This is a genomic window from Variovorax sp. OV084, from assembly GCF_900111625.1.
Taxonomy (GTDB): Bacteria; Pseudomonadota; Gammaproteobacteria; order Burkholderiales; family Burkholderiaceae_C; genus Variovorax.
Genome location: NZ_FOII01000008.1, coordinates 43,295 through 58,282, shown reverse-complemented (window position 1 = coordinate 58,282; position 14,988 = coordinate 43,295). Strand labels below are relative to the sequence as shown.

Here is a 14,988-nt window from a genome sequence, read left to right as displayed (position 1 = left end):
GAGATCATGGGATTACTTCCTGTTCGAAGCCGGCGGATGCCGGCTTACATGCGGAAGATACCGAACTTCGGCTCTGGAATAGGCGCATTGCGCGCCGCCGCAAGCCCCAGCGCCAGCACGCGCCGCGTATCCGCCGGATCGATGATCCCGTCATCCCAGATGCGCGCCGTGGCGTAGTAAGGGTGCCCCTGGTCTTCGTACTGCTGGCGGATCGGCGCCTTGAAGGCTTCTTCCTCTTCCTTGCTCCAGCTGCCACCCTTCAGTTCGATGCCGTCGCGCTTCACCGTGGCCAGCACGCTTGCGGCCTGCTCGCCGCCCATCACGCTGATGCGTGCGTTGGGCCACATCCAGAGGAAGCGCGGGCTGTACGCGCGGCCGCACATGCCGTAGTTGCCGGCGCCGAAGCTGCCGCCGATGATGATGGTGAACTTGGGCACGTTGGCGGTAGCCACTGCCGTCACCATCTTGGCGCCGTGGCGCGCGATACCCTCGTTCTCGTACTTGCGGCCCACCATGAAGCCGGTGATGTTCTGCAGGAACACCAGCGGAATCTTGCGCTGGCAGCACAGCTCGATGAAGTGCGCGCCCTTCTGCGCCGACTCGCTGAACAGGATGCCGTTGTTGGCGACGATGCCCACGGGCATGCCCTCGATCTCGGCAAAACCGCAGACCAGCGTGGCGCCGAAGCGCGCCTTGAACTCGTGGAACTCGCTGCCGTCGACAACGCGCGCGATGATCTCGCGCACGTCGAAGGGCTTGCGCGTGTCGGTGGGGATCACGCCGTAGAGCTCCTCGCGCGGGAAAGCGGGCGCGCGCACCTCGGCCTTGGCCGGGGCCTCGGCCGCCTTCGCATTGAGGTTGGCCACCGCCGAGCGCGCGAGCGCCAGCGCATGCAGGTCGTTCTGCGCGAGGTGGTCGACCACGCCCGACAGGCGCGTGTGCACGTCGCCACCGCCCAGGTCTTCAGCCGTCACGACCTCGCCCGTGGCCGCCTTCACGAGCGGCGGGCCGCCCAGGAAGATGGTGCCCTGGTTCTTCACGATGATCGATTCGTCGCTCATCGCCGGCACGTACGCGCCGCCGGCCGTGCACGAGCCCATGACCACCGCGATCTGCGGAATGCCCTGGGCGCTCATGTTGGCCTGGTTGTAGAAGATGCGGCCGAAGTGCTCGCGGTCGGGGAACACCTCGTCCTGGTTCGGCAGGTTGGCGCCGCCCGAGTCGACGAGGTAGATGCAGGGCAGGCGATTCTGCTCGGCGATCTCCTGCGCGCGCAGGTGCTTTTTCACCGTCATCGGGTAGTAGGTGCCGCCTTTCACCGTCGCGTCGTTGCACACGATCATGCAGTCGACGCCATTCACGCGGCCGATGCCCGCGATGATGCCGGCGCCCGGCGCCGACTCGGCCCCCTTGGCGTCGAGGTACATCGCATGCGCGGCCAGCGGCGCGATTTCAAGAAAGGGCGTGCCCGGATCGAGCAGCTCGGCCACGCGATCGCGCGGCAGCAGCTTGCCGCGTGCGGTGTGCTTGGCACGCGCGGCCTCGCCGCCGCCCTGCTCTACCTTCGCGAACTGCGTGCGCAGGTCATCGACCAGCGCGCGCATGGCTGCTGCATTGGCCTGGAAGTCCGCCGAGCGGGCGTTGAGTTTGGTTTCGAGTTGGCTCATGCTGTTTTTTCTTGGCTAAGGCCGAGTTGCTCGGTCATGGCATCGCGGATCTTGAATTTCTGGATCTTGCCGGTCACCGTCATCGGGAACTCGCTGACGAAGCGGATGTACTTGGGCACCTTGTAGTGCGCGATCTGGCCCTTGCAGAACTCGCGCACTTCTTCTTCGGTGGCGCTCTGGCCGGGCTTGACGATGATCCAGGCGCACAGCTCTTCGCCGTATTTCTTGTCAGGCAGGCCGACGACCTGCACGTCCTGCACCTTCGGGTGGCGGTACAGAAACTCTTCGATCTCGCGCGGGTAGATGTTCTCGCCGCCGCGGATCACCATGTCCTTGATGCGGCCGACGATGTTGACGTAGCCCTCGCCGTCCATGGTCGCGAGGTCGCCGGTGTGCATCCAGTGCTCGGTGTCGATGGCCTCGCGGGTCTTCGCCTCGTCGTCCCAGTAGCCGTGCATGACGGAGTAGCCGCGCGTGCACAGCTCGCCCGATTGGCCGGGCGGCATGACGGCACCGGTCTCGGGGTCGACGATCTTCACTTCGAGGTGCGGCTGCACCGTGCCCACGGTCGATACGCGGCGGTCCAGCGGCGTGTCGGTGCTGCTCTGGCAGCTCACGGGGCTGGTCTCGGTCATGCCGTAGGCGATGGTGATCTCGCTCAGGTGCATCTCGCTGACCACGCGCTTCATCACCTCGATGGGGCAAGGCGAGCCGGCCATGATGCCGGTGCGCAGCGTCGACAGGTCGAACTCCTTGAAGCGCGGATGGTCGAGCTCGGCGATGAACATGGTGGGCACGCCGTGCAGGCCGGTGCACTTCTCTGCCTGCACGGTCTCGAGCACGGTGAGCGGGTCGAAGCCGTCGTTCGGGTACACGATGGCCGAGCCGTGCGTGAGGCAGGCCAGGTTGCCCAGCACCATGCCGAAGCAGTGATACAGCGGCACTGGAATGCACAGCCTGTCGGCGGGCGAGAGCTTCATGCACTCGCCGATGAAGAAGCCGTTGTTCAGGATGTTGCGGTGCGTGAGCGTCGCGCCCTTGGGAAAGCCCGTGGTGCCGCTGGTGAACTGGATGTTGATGGGGTCGGTGGCCTTCAGCGTCTTCTGCACCTGTGCGATGCGCGGGTCGCTGGCATCGCCGCTTGCGAGCAGTTGCGAGAAGCGCTGCATGCCAGGCTGCTCACCCCCCTGCCCGGCCTTGTCGATCCAGAAGGTGTGGGCCAGTTGCGGCACACGCTTCGGGCCCAGTTCGCGCAGCATGCCGAGGTAGTCGCTGGTCTTGAACTGCGCCATCGTCACCAGCACCTTGCAGCCGACCTTGTTGAGCGCGTACTCAAGCTCGGAGGTGCGGTAGGCCGGGTTGATGTTGACGAGAATCAGGCCGACCTTGGCGGTGGCGATCTGCATCAGCACCCACGCCACGTTGTTGTGCGACCAGATGCCCACGCGGTCGCCGGGCGCGAGGCCGAGGTTCAGCAGTGCGCTGGCGAGTTTGTTCGATTCGGCCTGCAGCTCGCGGTAGGTGTAGCGCTGGCCTTCGTGGCGGCTGACGAGCGCCTCGCGGTCGGGCTGCTTGCCGACCATGTCGTCGAAGAAGTCGCCGATGGGTTGTTCGATGAGGGGGACATCGGTGGCGCCTTGCGCCAAGCTTTGGGTCAAGAGCGCCATGGCGATGCGTCCTTCCTTCAGGCGGTTTCGGAGAACAGCTCGCGGCCGATCAGCATGCGGCGGATTTCGCTGGTGCCCGCGCCGATCTCGTACAGCTTGGCATCGCGCCACAGCCGCTCGACCGGAAAGTCCTTCGTGTAGCCAACGCCGCCCAGCGCCTGGATCGCCTCGCCGGCCATCCACGTTGCCTTCTCGGCCGAGTACAGGATGGCGCCGGCCGCATCCTTGCGGAAAGTGCGTGCATGGTCGTTGCGGTCGCAGGCCTTGCCCACGGCATACACGTACGCACGCGTCGCCTGCCACGTCGAATACATGTCCGCCAGCTTGCCTTGCATGAGCTGGAACTCGCCGATGCTCTGGCCGAACTGCTTGCGCTCGTGGATGAAGGGCAGCACCGCGTCCATGCACGCAGCCATGATGCCCAGCGGGCCACCCGAGAGCACTGCGCGTTCGTAGTCGAGGCCGCTCATCAGCACCCTTGCGCCCTGGCCTTCTCCGCCGAGCACGTTCTCTTCCGGCACTTCGCAGTTGTCGAAGAACAGCGGGAAGGTGTTGGAGCCGCGCATGCCGAGCTTGTCGAGCTTGGTGCCAGCGGAAAAGCCCTTGAAGTTCTTCTCGACGATGAAGGCCGTCATGCCGCGCGCGCCCATCTCGGGCTCAGTCTTGGCGTAGATGACCAGCGTGTCGGCGTCGCCGCCGTTGGTGATCCACATCTTGCCGCCGTTGAGCACGTAGTAGCCGTTCTTCTTCTCGGCCTTGAGCTTCATGCTCACCACGTCGGAGCCGGCGTTGGGCTCGCTCATGGCCAGCGCGCCGACGTGCTCGCCGCTCACCAGCTTGGGCAGGTATTTCTTCTTCTGCGCGTCGCTGCCGTTGCGGTGGATCTGGTTCACGCACAGGTTGGAGTGCGCACCGTAAGACAGGCCCACCGAGGCCGAGGCGCGCGAGACTTCTTCCATGGCCACGATGTGGGCCAGGTAGCCCAGCTCGGTGCCGCCGAATTCCTCTTTCACCGTCATGCCGTGCAGGCCGAGGTCGCCGAGCTTCTTCCACAGGTCGTGCGGGAACAGGTTGTCGCGGTCGATGTCGGCGGCGCGCGGCGCGATTTCGTTGGCGGCGAAGTCCTGGATGGCGCTGCGCAGCGAGTCGATGGTGTCGCCCAGGTCGAAGTTCAGGCCGGGATCGTGCATGGGGTTTGTCTCCTCTGAAGGGGTCTGCGCGCAATGCCACCCGCGCTGGATGGCGCTTGCGAAAGATCGCAGCTTACGCCTCGCCGTGCCGCAATTGGCGCCACAATGGTTGCAAATCACGCCACGACCGATCCGCTGCACCATGTCGCCCCCGTCGTTCCTCAGACCCGCCCGCGCCGTAACGCCGATGGCCTTCGTGAGAGCTATCGTGCAGGGCTACGAGCGCTACGGCATGGACCCTGCCGAGGCCCTGAAGGCGGCACAGATCACGCCGCGCGAACTGGCCCGGCCGGGCGCGCGGGTGACGGCCGCGCAGTTCGAGGTGCTGTCGGGCCACGCCATGCAGGAGCTCGACGACGAAACACTCGGCTGGTTCTCGCGGCGCCTGCCCTGGGGCACCTACGGCCTGCTGTGCCGCGCCTCCCTGAGCTCGCCCGACCTGGGCGTGGCCATCAAGCGCTGGTGCCGCCACCACCGGCTGCTGACCGAGGACATCGGCCTGTCGCTCGAAGTGGCCGGCGGCATGGCCACGCTGCGCATCGCCGAGAACGTCCCGCTGGACGACGCCTTCCGCGAGTTCTGCCTGGTGACCACCCTGCGCTTCGTGCACGGCTACATGTGCTGGGCCATCGACTCGCGCATCTCGCTGCGACACGCGAGCTTTCCGTTTGCCGCGCCGCCGCACAGCGACGCCTATCCGCTGATGTTCACGCCAGACGTGCGCTTCGACGCGCCGCAGGCGGGCATCAGTTTCGACGAGCGCTATCTCGCTCTGCCCTTGCAGCGAGACGAACGCGCGCTGCGCACCATGCTCAGGCGCGCACTGCCGCTCACAATCCTGCAGTACCGGCGCGACCGCCTGCTGGGCCAGCGGGTGCGCGAACTGCTGCGTTCGCGCGCCAGCGAGGCCACCACCGCCGAGGCGCTGGCCGGGCTGCTCAACGTATCGAGCCGCACGCTGCACCGGCAGTTGCACGAGGAAGGCACCTCGCTGCAGGCGCTGAAGAACGAGGTGCGCCACGAGATGGCTGTCGACCTGTTGCGCCGCACCACGCGGCCTGTCAAGCAGGTGGCGCTGGCCGTGGGGTTTCGCAACGAGAAGAGTTTTTCGCGGGCGTTCCTGCAGTGGACGGGGCATGCGCCTCGCGACTTTCGGCAGCAGGGGCTGTAGCGGAGGGCGTTTGGGGCACGTTCGGGGTGCGTGCGAATGGCACCGGGTACTCCCCTCCGGGAATGACGCGTCAGCTAGGCTGTGCGATCAAAGCAAGCGCGTCGGCAATCGACTGACTGTCCTCAGGCCGCACCAGCTTCGCGACCTGTTTGCCGTCACGCATGAACACCAGCGTGGGCCACAGCCGCACGTTGAACGAACGACCCAGCGGACGCCCGCTGCCGTCTTCGACCTTGATGCGGCGAATGTCCGGGTACTTGGCAAAGGCCTCGGCAATGTTCGGCTGGGCGGCCTTGCAGATGCCGCACCAGTTGGTGCCGAACTCGACCACGGCAGGGCCGGTGAGCGCGTCGATCTCGCTGCGGTCGGGCTGCTCGGTTTTGTATTCGGAAGTCATGGGAAGTGGTTCCTGCTGCTCGGGAGTTGCGCCCTGCATTCCACCAGAAACTCAGGCCGCCTGCAGCCCGTAGCCCGAAAGCAGCGCCGGCAGTTCGGCCATGTCGCTGAACACCTTCACCGCGCCCACGCTCAGCAGCGGTCCGGGGCCGCTGTGGCCCGATTCGCCGGTGCTGTAGCCGAACACAGTGGCTCCTGCAGCCACGCCGGCCATTGCGCCGGTGACGGTGTCTTCGACGATGGCGCAGCGCTTCGCGTCGACACCGAGGGCTTCCGCCGCAGCGAGATACACGTCGGGGTGCGGCTTGGAGCGCGGCATCTCGTGTCCGCTGAAGATGCGGCCCTGGAAATAGTCGAGCATGCCGACCTTGGCGAGTTGCAGTTCGACCTTGTGGCGGTCGGCACCGGAAGCGCAGGCGATGCGGCCCTTGAGCCTTGAATGGATTTCGCGGATGGCGGCGGGCGCATGGGGAATGGCGACGAGGTCGCGCTCCAGCGCCTCATTGCGGCGGGCGCGGAAGGTCTTGAGCCAGTCGTCGGTGATCCTGACGCCGGTCTTCGTCTCGATGAGCGCGGCCTCGTCCTTCACCGCCTTGCCGGTGAAGGTGTTCATCGATTCCTCGGTCGTGATGTGCCAGCCGAGCTCGCCGAGCATTTCGGCGAGCACGCGGTTGGTGATGGGTTCGGAGTCGACGAGCACGCCGTCGCAATCGAAGAGAACGGCGGAAAAAGGAAAGGGGGTCATTGCGGTGCCGGAGTTCGGTGATTGGCCCCATGGTAGCAACGCCCCCTTTTCGCAGGAGGAAGCTCAGGCTATCGGACGGATCGGGATGTACATCTCGCCGCCGCCGGCCATGAATTCCTTCGACTTCTCTTCCATGCCCTCGGCCATGGCGGCTGCCTCGGCCACGCCCTTCTTCGCTGCGTATTCGCGCACTTCCTGCGTGATCTTCATCGAGCAGAACTTGGGCCCGCACATCGAACAGAAATGCGCCACCTTGCTCGAATCCTTCGGCAGCGTCTCGTCATGGAATTCGCGCGCGGTGTCGGGGTCGAGGCCTAGGTTGAACTGGTCTTGCCAGCGGAATTCGAAGCGCGCCTTGCTCAGCGCATCGTCGCGCGAGCGAGCCCCTGGATGCCCCTTTGCCACATCCGCCGCATGCGCGGCGATCTTGTAGGCAATGATCCCCTGCTTCACGTCGTCGCGGTCCGGCAGCCCCAGGTGCTCCTTCGGGGTCACGTAGCAAAGCATCGCGGTGCCGGCCCAGCCGATCATGGCCGCGCCGATGGCGCTGGCAATGTGGTCGTAGCCCGGCGCGATGTCGATGGTCAGCGGCCCGAGCGTGTAGAACGGCGCCTCGTGGCAGTGCTTGAGCTGCTCGTCCATGTTCGACTGGATCATGTGCATCGGCACATGGCCCGGGCCTTCGATCATGGTCTGCACGTCGTGCTTCCATGCGATCTGCGTGAGTTCGCCCAGCGTGCGCAGCTCGGCGAACTGCGCCTCGTCGTTGGCATCGGCGCCCGAGCCGGGACGCAGGCCGTCGCCGAGCGAGAAGCTCACGTCGTAGGCCTTCATGATGTCGCAGATGTCTTCGAAGTGCGTGTAGAGAAAGCTCTCCTTGTGGTGCGCGATGCACCACTTGGCCATGATCGATCCGCCGCGCGACACGATGCCCGTCATGCGGTCGGCCGTAAGGTGGATGAACGGCAGGCGCAGGCCGGCGTGGATGGTGAAGTAGTCGACGCCCTGCTCCGCCTGCTCGATCAGCGTGTCGCGGTAGATCTCCCAGGTCAGGTCTTCGGCCACGCCGCCCACCTTCTCGAGCGCCTGGTAGATGGGCACCGTGCCGATGGGCACCGGCGAGTTGCGCACGATCCAGTCGCGCGTGGTGTGGATGTTCTTGCCGGTCGACAGGTCCATCACGTTGTCTGCGCCCCAGCGAATGGCCCACACCAGCTTCTCGACCTCTTCCTCGATGCTCGAGGTGACGGCCGAGTTGCCGATGTTGGCGTTGATCTTCACCTTGAAGTTGCGGCCGATGGCCATCGGCTCGACTTCGGGGTGGTTGATGTTCGCGGGAATGATCGCGCGGCCGCGGGCCACTTCGTCGCGCACGAACTCGGGCGTGATGATGCGCGGAATGGTCGCGCCCATCGGGTTGCCCATCACGCGCCTGGCGCGCTCTTCGTTGGCAAGGTATTCGGCCATCCACTCGCGCTTGCCGTTCTCGCGCAAGGCCACGTACTCCATTTCGGGCGTGACGATGCCGCGGCGCGCGTAGTGCATCTGCGTGACGTTGGCGCCCGACTTCGCGCGGCGCGGCGTGCGCTGCAGTGCCGAGGCACCGGCGCGCAGTTCGGCCAGGCGTTGCGCGTCGCGGTCTTCGTTCTTGGCGCCGTCGTCAAGCGCGTGATGCGTGCGGCCTTCGTAACTTTCGGTGTCGTTGCGCTCCAGCACCCAGGCGCCGCGCACGTCGGGCAGGCCGCGGCGCACGTCGATCTCGACCTTCGGGTCTGTGTACGGGCCCGAGGTGTCGTAGAGCGACACGGTCTCGCCGTTGGTGAGTTGCACGTCGCGCACGGGCACGAACAGGTCGGGCCGGCTGCCCGGAATGACGCACTTGTGCGACGCGGGAAAAGGCTCGCGCGTGAGCGAAAGCAGCGAGGTGAACTTGTCGGGGGCATTCATCGGAGGCACTCCTTGTTGAGGAAAGGGTGCTCCGCAATCGCTCGGTGGGCTTCGGGAAGCCCGTCACGGAAGGGGGAGTGACGGACCGAAGTCAGGGAGTGCAGCTCTTCTTACGCCGGTATGACCCGGATCAAGTTCGCGGGTCGGCTGCTTTGCCATCTCAGCACGCCACATGCGTGCACCCCGGAGCGGGGCCGATTGTGCGGGCCTCGGCCCGGTGCGTCAACCCAGGGGTACTTGCAGGTCGCCGTCCAGGTAGTACCAGCGGTCGCCTTCGCGCACGAAGCGGCTGCGCTCGTGCAGGCGCGTGGCGGCACCCGTGGCCGCGCTGCGCTGACGCGCGACGAACTCGATTTCGGCATGGTCCGCGTCGAGCACCGAGCGCGAGCGGATGTCCAGCCCCAGCCACTTGACGCCCGGCTCGAACTCGATCGAGGCCGGCCGCTTCGACGCGTGCCAGGTGGAGAGCAGGTATTCGCCGCGCTCCAGCACGAAGGCCGAATAGCGCGAACGCATCAGCGATTCGGCGTCGGGCGCGGGCGTGTTCCCGAAATCGTCGAGATAGCGGCCACAGCACAGGGCGTAGCCGATGGGCTTGTCGCGGCGGTCTGTACGGCCGCAGGGGCAAGGTCCGGTGGTGGGATCGTTGGCGCTCATGAAGACCGCTATTGGAACACCTTGCGGGCCGGGCGCGGACAGGGCAAGCCCCGAGGCTAGGCAGGCCGGCTTGCGGCAATGGCTTCCTGCAGGGCCTGCGCGCCCGCCGGCTTGTAGATCAGCGCATAGCCCGCGCGCTCGACCTCGGCCCGCGTCGCATGCGCGGTTTCGCCGGTGAGGATGACGACGTTGCGCGCCTTGCCGACCGCCTGCAGGGCTTGCGCGGCGGCCAGGCCCGAGAGGCCGCTGCCCAGGCGCAGGTCGCTCAGCATCAGGTCGAACACGCCGCCGTGCTGCAGCGCCTCGCGCGGGTTTGCGGCCACCGCAACCTCGTGGCCCCAGCCGAAGAGCAGCGAACGCATGGCTTCGCGCACGGGCTGCTCGTCGTCGAGCACGAGGATGCGGATCGGCGCCAGCGGTGCATTGCCGACAGGCTCCGGCAGCGCCTCGCCGGCCTGTACCTCGGATCCCGGCGGCGCGGCCGCCTCTTCCAGTACCAGCGAGAAGGTGCTGCCGCGGCCCGGCGCGGTGCGCACCTCGATGCGCGAACCCATCACGTGCGCCATGCTCGCCACCAGCGACAGGCCCAGCCCGAGGCCGCGGCTGCGGTCGCGGCCCGGGTTGTCGACCTGGAAGAACTCCTCGAACACATGCGTCTGGTGCTGCGCCTCGATGCCCACGCCCGAGTCGCGCACCTCGATGCGCCACGCCGGCACACCGCTGGGCGGGCGCTGCAGCCGCCGCGCGAAGACGAAGACGGTGCCCGCCGGCGTGTACTTGATGGCGTTGTCCACCAAGTTGCCGAGCAGCCGCGCGAGCATGCGCGCATCGGCGCGCACCACGGCCTCGGTCGGGCGAACGCGCAGATCGAGCCCCTTGGCATCGGCCAGCGCGGCGAAGCGGCCGCTCAGCGCCTCGAAGATCGGGTCCAGGTGCAGGGGCTCCAGCCGCACCGGGGCCACGCCGCCGTCGAGCTGCGCGATGTCGAGCAGGGCATCGACCGAAGCGCGCAATGCATCGACGCTGTCGCGCATGAAGCGCAGGTTGTCGGCGCTCGGCGCGCTGCGGGTGTTGAGCGCGTCGACGAAGATCGCCAGCGCATGCATCGGCTGGCGCAGGTCGTGGTTGGCTGCCGCGAAGATGCGCGCGCGCTGCGCCGCCAGCTGGGCCACATGGTCGAGCTGGCGCGCGAGCGCATCGGCCAGACGCGCGTTCTCGAAGCCGTGCTCGATGGAACGCACGATCAGCCGGTTCTGCTTGCGCGCGTAGTACAGCGCGGCAAACATCTGCGAGACCACCAGGCAGCCCATGAGGATGGTCACGCTGCCCGGCTCCACCACCAGCCGCAGCGCCATGCCGAGGAACATCGGCACGCTGAAGCACAGCGCGGCCAGCCACCACTGCGCGAGCGCCGCGATGACGACGCTGGAGACACCGCTGATGAAGAAATACATCAGCAAAATCAGCGTGAGGTTGTCGTGCGGAAAGAAGAGCCACGGCGCCAGCCCCCAGATCAGCCCCGGCACCAGCATGCGCACCTCCAGCCGCCGGCGCGTGCGCACTGCCGTGGCCACGTCGATGCTGGCCGGGTCCACGCGGCGCAGGTGGCGGTGCCGCTGCCACTGCGAGGTGTGCACCAGCAGGCCCCACACCATCGCACCGGGGTTGCGCGTGAGTACGAGAAAAGTAATCCAGAAGATGGCCGCGACGGTGGCCGCCATCAGCGGTGTGTCGTAGGTGTCGACCACGTAGGCCCGCGCGAGGCTCTGGTCGACCAGTGGATTGGGGTTGGGCGACTCGACCCAGTAGTCGCGCAGGCGGCGCAGCATTTGCCCCGGAAAAGGGGTGCGGCTGGAGCGGGAGGAAGACGACTGCATGGGCGAAGAAACCGGCTTTCGATTCTGCGCGCATTGCCTGCCAGAGCGCATCCCCTGCGGGCATCCACCCTTGGCGCGGCGCTTGCTAAACGTTAGCGTTACAACGGCTCCCTCGAGAAAGTCGGCGATGTATGTACCTCACAGGCTCTGAACAGCACGCACTGCGCGGCGTTTTCACGCTGCTGGCGGAAGACCGCGGCGAGCAGGAGATCCGCGAGCGCCTGGGCTGGGCGCTGCTCGACCTGCTGCATGCGGACCAGTTCGCCTCGTTCGTGTGGGACGCCGCCAGCGGCAGCTTCGGCGCGCGCGTGGCGCTGCACATGGACCCCGCGAATCTCGACAGCTATGCGCAGTGGCACCAGCACCACGACCCGATCACATTCGTGCTGCAGTCGCGGCGCCGCGCCACACGCGTGACCGAAGTGATGCCGCAGCGCGAGCTGATGCGCACCGCATTCTTCAACGACTTTCTCGCGCGCGACGGGCTGCACTGGGGCATGAACCTGCATGCCTTCGAGGGCGAACGCGCGCTGGGAGACCTGCGCATCTGGCGCCGCAAGGGGCGCAGCGATTTCGGCGATCACGAGAAGGCGTTGCTCGACCTGATCGAGCCGGCGTTCGCGGGCGCCCTGCAGCGGGCGCAGCGTGTGGCGGCTCCGCCGTCTGGGTCGCGCGAAGCCGCGTGGGCCTTGCTGAGCGTGCGCGAGCAGGAAGTGGCCCGCTGCGTGCGCGAAGGGCTCACCGACAAGGAGATCGCGCGGCGCCTCGCGGTGGGCGTGCCCACCGTGCGCACCTACCTGCGGCGCATCTTCGACAAGCTGGGCATCGAGCGCCGCTCGGCGCTCGCAGGCTGGGCCATGCCGCTCGCGCTCACTTAGGCGCCGGCAGCCGGCCGAGCACCTGCTCCACCGCCATGCCCACGGCCAGCAGCTTGCGGTCGCTGCCGGCAGGGCCGTCCAGTTCCAGGCCCACGGGCAGGCCGCTGGTTGCGCCGAGGCCCGATGGCAACTGCACGCCCGGTATGCCGGCGTTGCTGCCCGGGTCGGTGTTCTGGATCAACGAGCCGAAGTTCTCGGGGCTGCTGGCTTCGGCCCCCGCGGCCAGTGCCACGCGCGGCACCGTCGGGAACACCAGTGCGTCGAGCCTGTTCTTCGCGAAGGTGTCGCGGTAGAGCTTCTGCAGCGCCGGGCGCGCGACGCGCATCGCGTTCTCGTAGACCGGCTTCGCATCGACCACGCCACTGGCTGCGGGCAGCTTGCGCGGGATGACGAAGGTCTCGAAGGTGCCCTTGACGTCGGGGCTGGCGATGCCGGCCGTGAGCTGCGCAATGTCGATGCCCGTGCGGTACTTCGCGAGGTAGGTCACCATGTCGTCGTGCGCCTCGTAGAGCGCCAGCGGAAAGCCGACCTCGCCGTTGAGCTCCATCAGCTTCGGCATCTCCACATCGACCAGCGTGACGCCGGCCGCGCGCAGCTTCGCAAACGCGGCATCGGTGGCGGCGCGCGTATCGGCGTCGAGATTGGCCTGCATGGCCGGCACCACGCCAAGGCGCAGGCGCTTCAAGTCGGCAGGCTTGAGCGGCTTGCCGCCGGCAATGACGCCGTCGAGCAGCGCCACGTCGGCCATCGATTGCGCCATCGGCCCCGCCGTGTCGCGCGTGTGCGAGATCGGCGCAATGCCCTGCTGCGGATAGCGCCCCACTGTCGGACGCAGCGACGCACAGCCGTTGAACGCGCACGGAATGCGCACCGACCCGCCCGTGTCGGTGCCCAGCGCCGCGGGCGCCATGCGCGCACCCAGCGCGGTGCCGTTGCCCGACGACGAGCCGCCCGCGATGCGCGTCGCGTCGTAGGCATTGCGCACGCCCACCTCGGGGCCGGTCTGGAACGCGGGGTTGTAGCCGGTGACACCGAAGGCCAGTTCGTGCATGTTCGTCTTGCCGAGCACCACCGCACCGGCCGCACGCAGCCTGGCCACCACCGGGGCGTCGGCGGAGGGCACGAAGCCCTTGAGCGCGGGTGTGCCGGCCGTCGCGGGCAGGCCCTGCACCTGGATGTTGTCCTTGATGGCCACCGGCAGACCGGCCAGCGGCTTGCAGGCGCCACCGCGCTTGCGCAGTGCATCGGCGGCGCGCGCGGCCTTCAGCGCGCCGGCTTCGTCTAGCGTGATGAAGGCGTTGAGGTTCGCCTTGGCCCTGGCTTGGGCGAGATACGCCGTTACCAACTGCTCGCTGGTGACGGTGCCGGCGCACAGCTGCTGCACGGCTTCGGTCGCGGTCAGAGTGGAAATATCAGGGGCTGCGAGCTGCGCGCGCGCCGGCAGGGCCACGGCACCGATGAACAGGAGTGCCAATGCGGGGGAAGCGGTTCTGAAGATGGACATGGCAAAGACCTCCGACAAAGAGGCCACCATGCTGCGCCTGCTGCGCGTATCTGTCTGTCATCCAAACCGATGACAGACGGGTGGGGGTTGCGGCGCTACCGGAACATCACCCGCCCCGGCCGCATGTCGCTCACGCCAGCGCGCGTTGAATCAGCAGCTTCTGTATGTCCGAAGTGCCTTCATAGATCTGGCACACGCGCACGTCGCGGTAGATGCGCTCCAGCGGAAAGTCGTTCACGTAGCCGTAGCCGCCCAGCGTCTGGATGGCGGCGCTGCACACGCGCTCGGCCATCTCGCTGGCGAACAGCTTGGCCATGGCTGCTTCCTTCAGGCAGGGCAAGCCGGCGTCGCGCAGGCTCGCGGCATGCCAGATCAACTGGCGCGCGGCTTCAAGCTGCGTCGCGCACTCGGCAAGGCGAAAGCCCACGGCCTGCTGGTCGAAGATCGAGCCGCCAAAGGCCTGGCGTTCCTTGGCATAGGCCAGTGCTACGTCGAAGGCGCTGCGTGCCATGCCCACGCTCTGCGCGGCAATGCCGATGCGGCCGCCTTCGAGCGCGCCGAGCGCGATCTTGTAGCCCTCGCCTTCCGCGCCGATCAGGTTCTCGCGCGAGATGCGGCAGCCGTCGAAGTTGATCTGCGCGGTGTCGCTGCTGTGCTGGCCCAGCTTGTCTTCGAGGCGCGCGACGTTGTAGCCCGGCGCATCGGTCGGCACGATGAACGCGCTCATGCCGCGCTTGCCCGCGCCCTTGTCCGTTACCGCGATGACGATGGCCACCTGGCCGTTCTTGCCGCTGGTGATGAACTGCTTCACGCCGTCGATCACGTAGGCGTCGCCGTCCTTGCGCGCCGTGGTGCGCAGGCTCGATGCATCGCTGCCTGCCTGCGGCTCGGTGAGACAGAAGGCGCCGAGCATCTGGCCCTGCGCCAGCGGTTCGAGCCACTGCTTCTTCTGCTGCGCGTTGCCGTAGCGCATGAGGATGGCGTTGACCGGGCAGTTGGTCACGCTGATGGCGGTGCTGGTGCCGCCGTCGCCGGCCGCGATTTCTTCCAGCACCAGCGCGAGAGTGAGGTAGTCGAGGCCGGCGCCGCCGTTCTCTTCGGGCACGCAGATGCCGTAGGCGCCCAGCGCCGCGAGGCCCTGGTGCGCCTCCTTCGGAAAGCTGTGCTCGCGGTCCCACTTGGGCGCAAGTGGCCAGAGTTCGGCTTGCGAGAAATCGCGCACCGCGTCGCGAATGGCTTCCTGGTCGGTGCTGAGCAGCATGGCGTTGTCTCCTGTCTTTTCTTCTGTT

The 14,988-nt window shown here is 67.2% G+C and carries 12 protein-coding genes and 1 riboswitch; of the genes, 2 read left to right on the top strand and 10 right to left on the bottom strand.

What is annotated here, in order from left to right:
- Positions 1-44: 44 nt before the first annotated feature.
- From BMW87_RS20570 to BMW87_RS20560, 3 genes are read right to left on the bottom strand one after another with little or no spacing between them, the layout of a single operon-like run.
- Positions 45-1,667 carry a carboxyl transferase domain-containing protein gene (locus BMW87_RS20570; RefSeq protein WP_093056750.1) on the bottom strand — a complete coding sequence of 541 codons (1,623 nt, stop codon included), beginning with the start codon at positions 1,665-1,667 and terminating at the stop codon, positions 45-47.
- Positions 1,664-3,334 carry an AMP-binding protein gene (locus tag BMW87_RS20565; protein ID WP_093078340.1) on the bottom strand — a complete coding sequence of 557 codons (1,671 nt, stop codon included), beginning with the start codon at positions 3,332-3,334 and terminating at the stop codon, positions 1,664-1,666. Before BMW87_RS20565 ends, BMW87_RS20570 begins: the two co-directional genes overlap by 4 nt.
- Before the next feature lie 17 nt (positions 3,335-3,351).
- Positions 3,352-4,524, bottom strand: a complete 1,173-nt coding sequence (locus BMW87_RS20560) for an isovaleryl-CoA dehydrogenase (protein ID WP_093056752.1) — start codon at positions 4,522-4,524, stop codon at positions 3,352-3,354.
- A gap of 142 nt (positions 4,525-4,666) precedes the next feature.
- On the opposite strand from BMW87_RS20560, the gene BMW87_RS20555 reads away from it, so the two are divergent.
- Positions 4,667-5,695 (top strand): AraC family transcriptional regulator, encoded by a 1,029-nt coding sequence (locus BMW87_RS20555; RefSeq protein WP_093056753.1) that lies wholly within the window; start codon positions 4,667-4,669, stop codon positions 5,693-5,695.
- A 70-nt stretch (positions 5,696-5,765) separates the two neighbouring features.
- On the opposite strand, the gene BMW87_RS20550 is transcribed toward BMW87_RS20555, so the two are convergent.
- The 5 genes from BMW87_RS20550 to BMW87_RS20530 form a co-directional block, all read right to left on the bottom strand.
- On the bottom strand, positions 5,766-6,092 hold the full coding sequence (locus BMW87_RS20550) for a thioredoxin family protein (RefSeq protein ID WP_093056754.1): 327 nt from the start codon (positions 6,090-6,092) through the stop codon (positions 5,766-5,768).
- A gap of 51 nt (positions 6,093-6,143) precedes the next feature.
- Positions 6,144-6,836: an HAD family hydrolase gene (locus tag BMW87_RS20545; protein WP_093078338.1), complete on the bottom strand. Its 693-nt coding sequence runs from the start codon at positions 6,834-6,836 to the stop codon at positions 6,144-6,146.
- 63 nt (positions 6,837-6,899) lie between these two features.
- Positions 6,900-8,783: a phosphomethylpyrimidine synthase ThiC gene (gene thiC, locus BMW87_RS20540; protein WP_093078337.1), complete on the bottom strand. Its 1,884-nt coding sequence runs from the start codon at positions 8,781-8,783 to the stop codon at positions 6,900-6,902.
- A 90-nt stretch (positions 8,784-8,873) separates the two neighbouring features.
- Positions 8,874-8,979, bottom strand: a riboswitch (TPP riboswitch).
- A gap of 26 nt (positions 8,980-9,005) precedes the next feature.
- Positions 9,006-9,440, bottom strand: coding sequence for a YchJ family protein (locus BMW87_RS20535; protein ID WP_093078335.1), 435 nt, complete (start codon positions 9,438-9,440; stop codon positions 9,006-9,008).
- 56 nt (positions 9,441-9,496) lie between these two features.
- On the bottom strand, positions 9,497-11,317 hold the full coding sequence (locus tag BMW87_RS20530; RefSeq protein ID WP_143062600.1) for a hybrid sensor histidine kinase/response regulator: 1,821 nt from the start codon (positions 11,315-11,317) through the stop codon (positions 9,497-9,499).
- Between the two features lie 131 nt (positions 11,318-11,448).
- On the opposite strand from BMW87_RS20530, the gene BMW87_RS20525 reads away from it, so the two are divergent.
- Positions 11,449-12,195: a helix-turn-helix transcriptional regulator gene (locus tag BMW87_RS20525; protein WP_093078332.1), complete on the top strand. Its 747-nt coding sequence runs from the start codon at positions 11,449-11,451 to the stop codon at positions 12,193-12,195.
- Here BMW87_RS20525 and iaaH read toward each other — a convergent pair.
- On the bottom strand, positions 12,188-13,699 hold the full coding sequence (gene iaaH, locus BMW87_RS20520; RefSeq protein WP_218149760.1) for an indoleacetamide hydrolase: 1,512 nt from the start codon (positions 13,697-13,699) through the stop codon (positions 12,188-12,190). The two genes, BMW87_RS20525 and iaaH, sit on opposite strands and share 8 nt — an antisense overlap.
- 130 nt (positions 13,700-13,829) lie before the next feature.
- Positions 13,830-14,960 carry an acyl-CoA dehydrogenase family protein gene (locus BMW87_RS20515; RefSeq protein ID WP_093078331.1) on the bottom strand — a complete coding sequence of 377 codons (1,131 nt, stop codon included), beginning with the start codon at positions 14,958-14,960 and terminating at the stop codon, positions 13,830-13,832.
- Between the last annotated feature and the right edge of the window lie 28 nt (positions 14,961-14,988).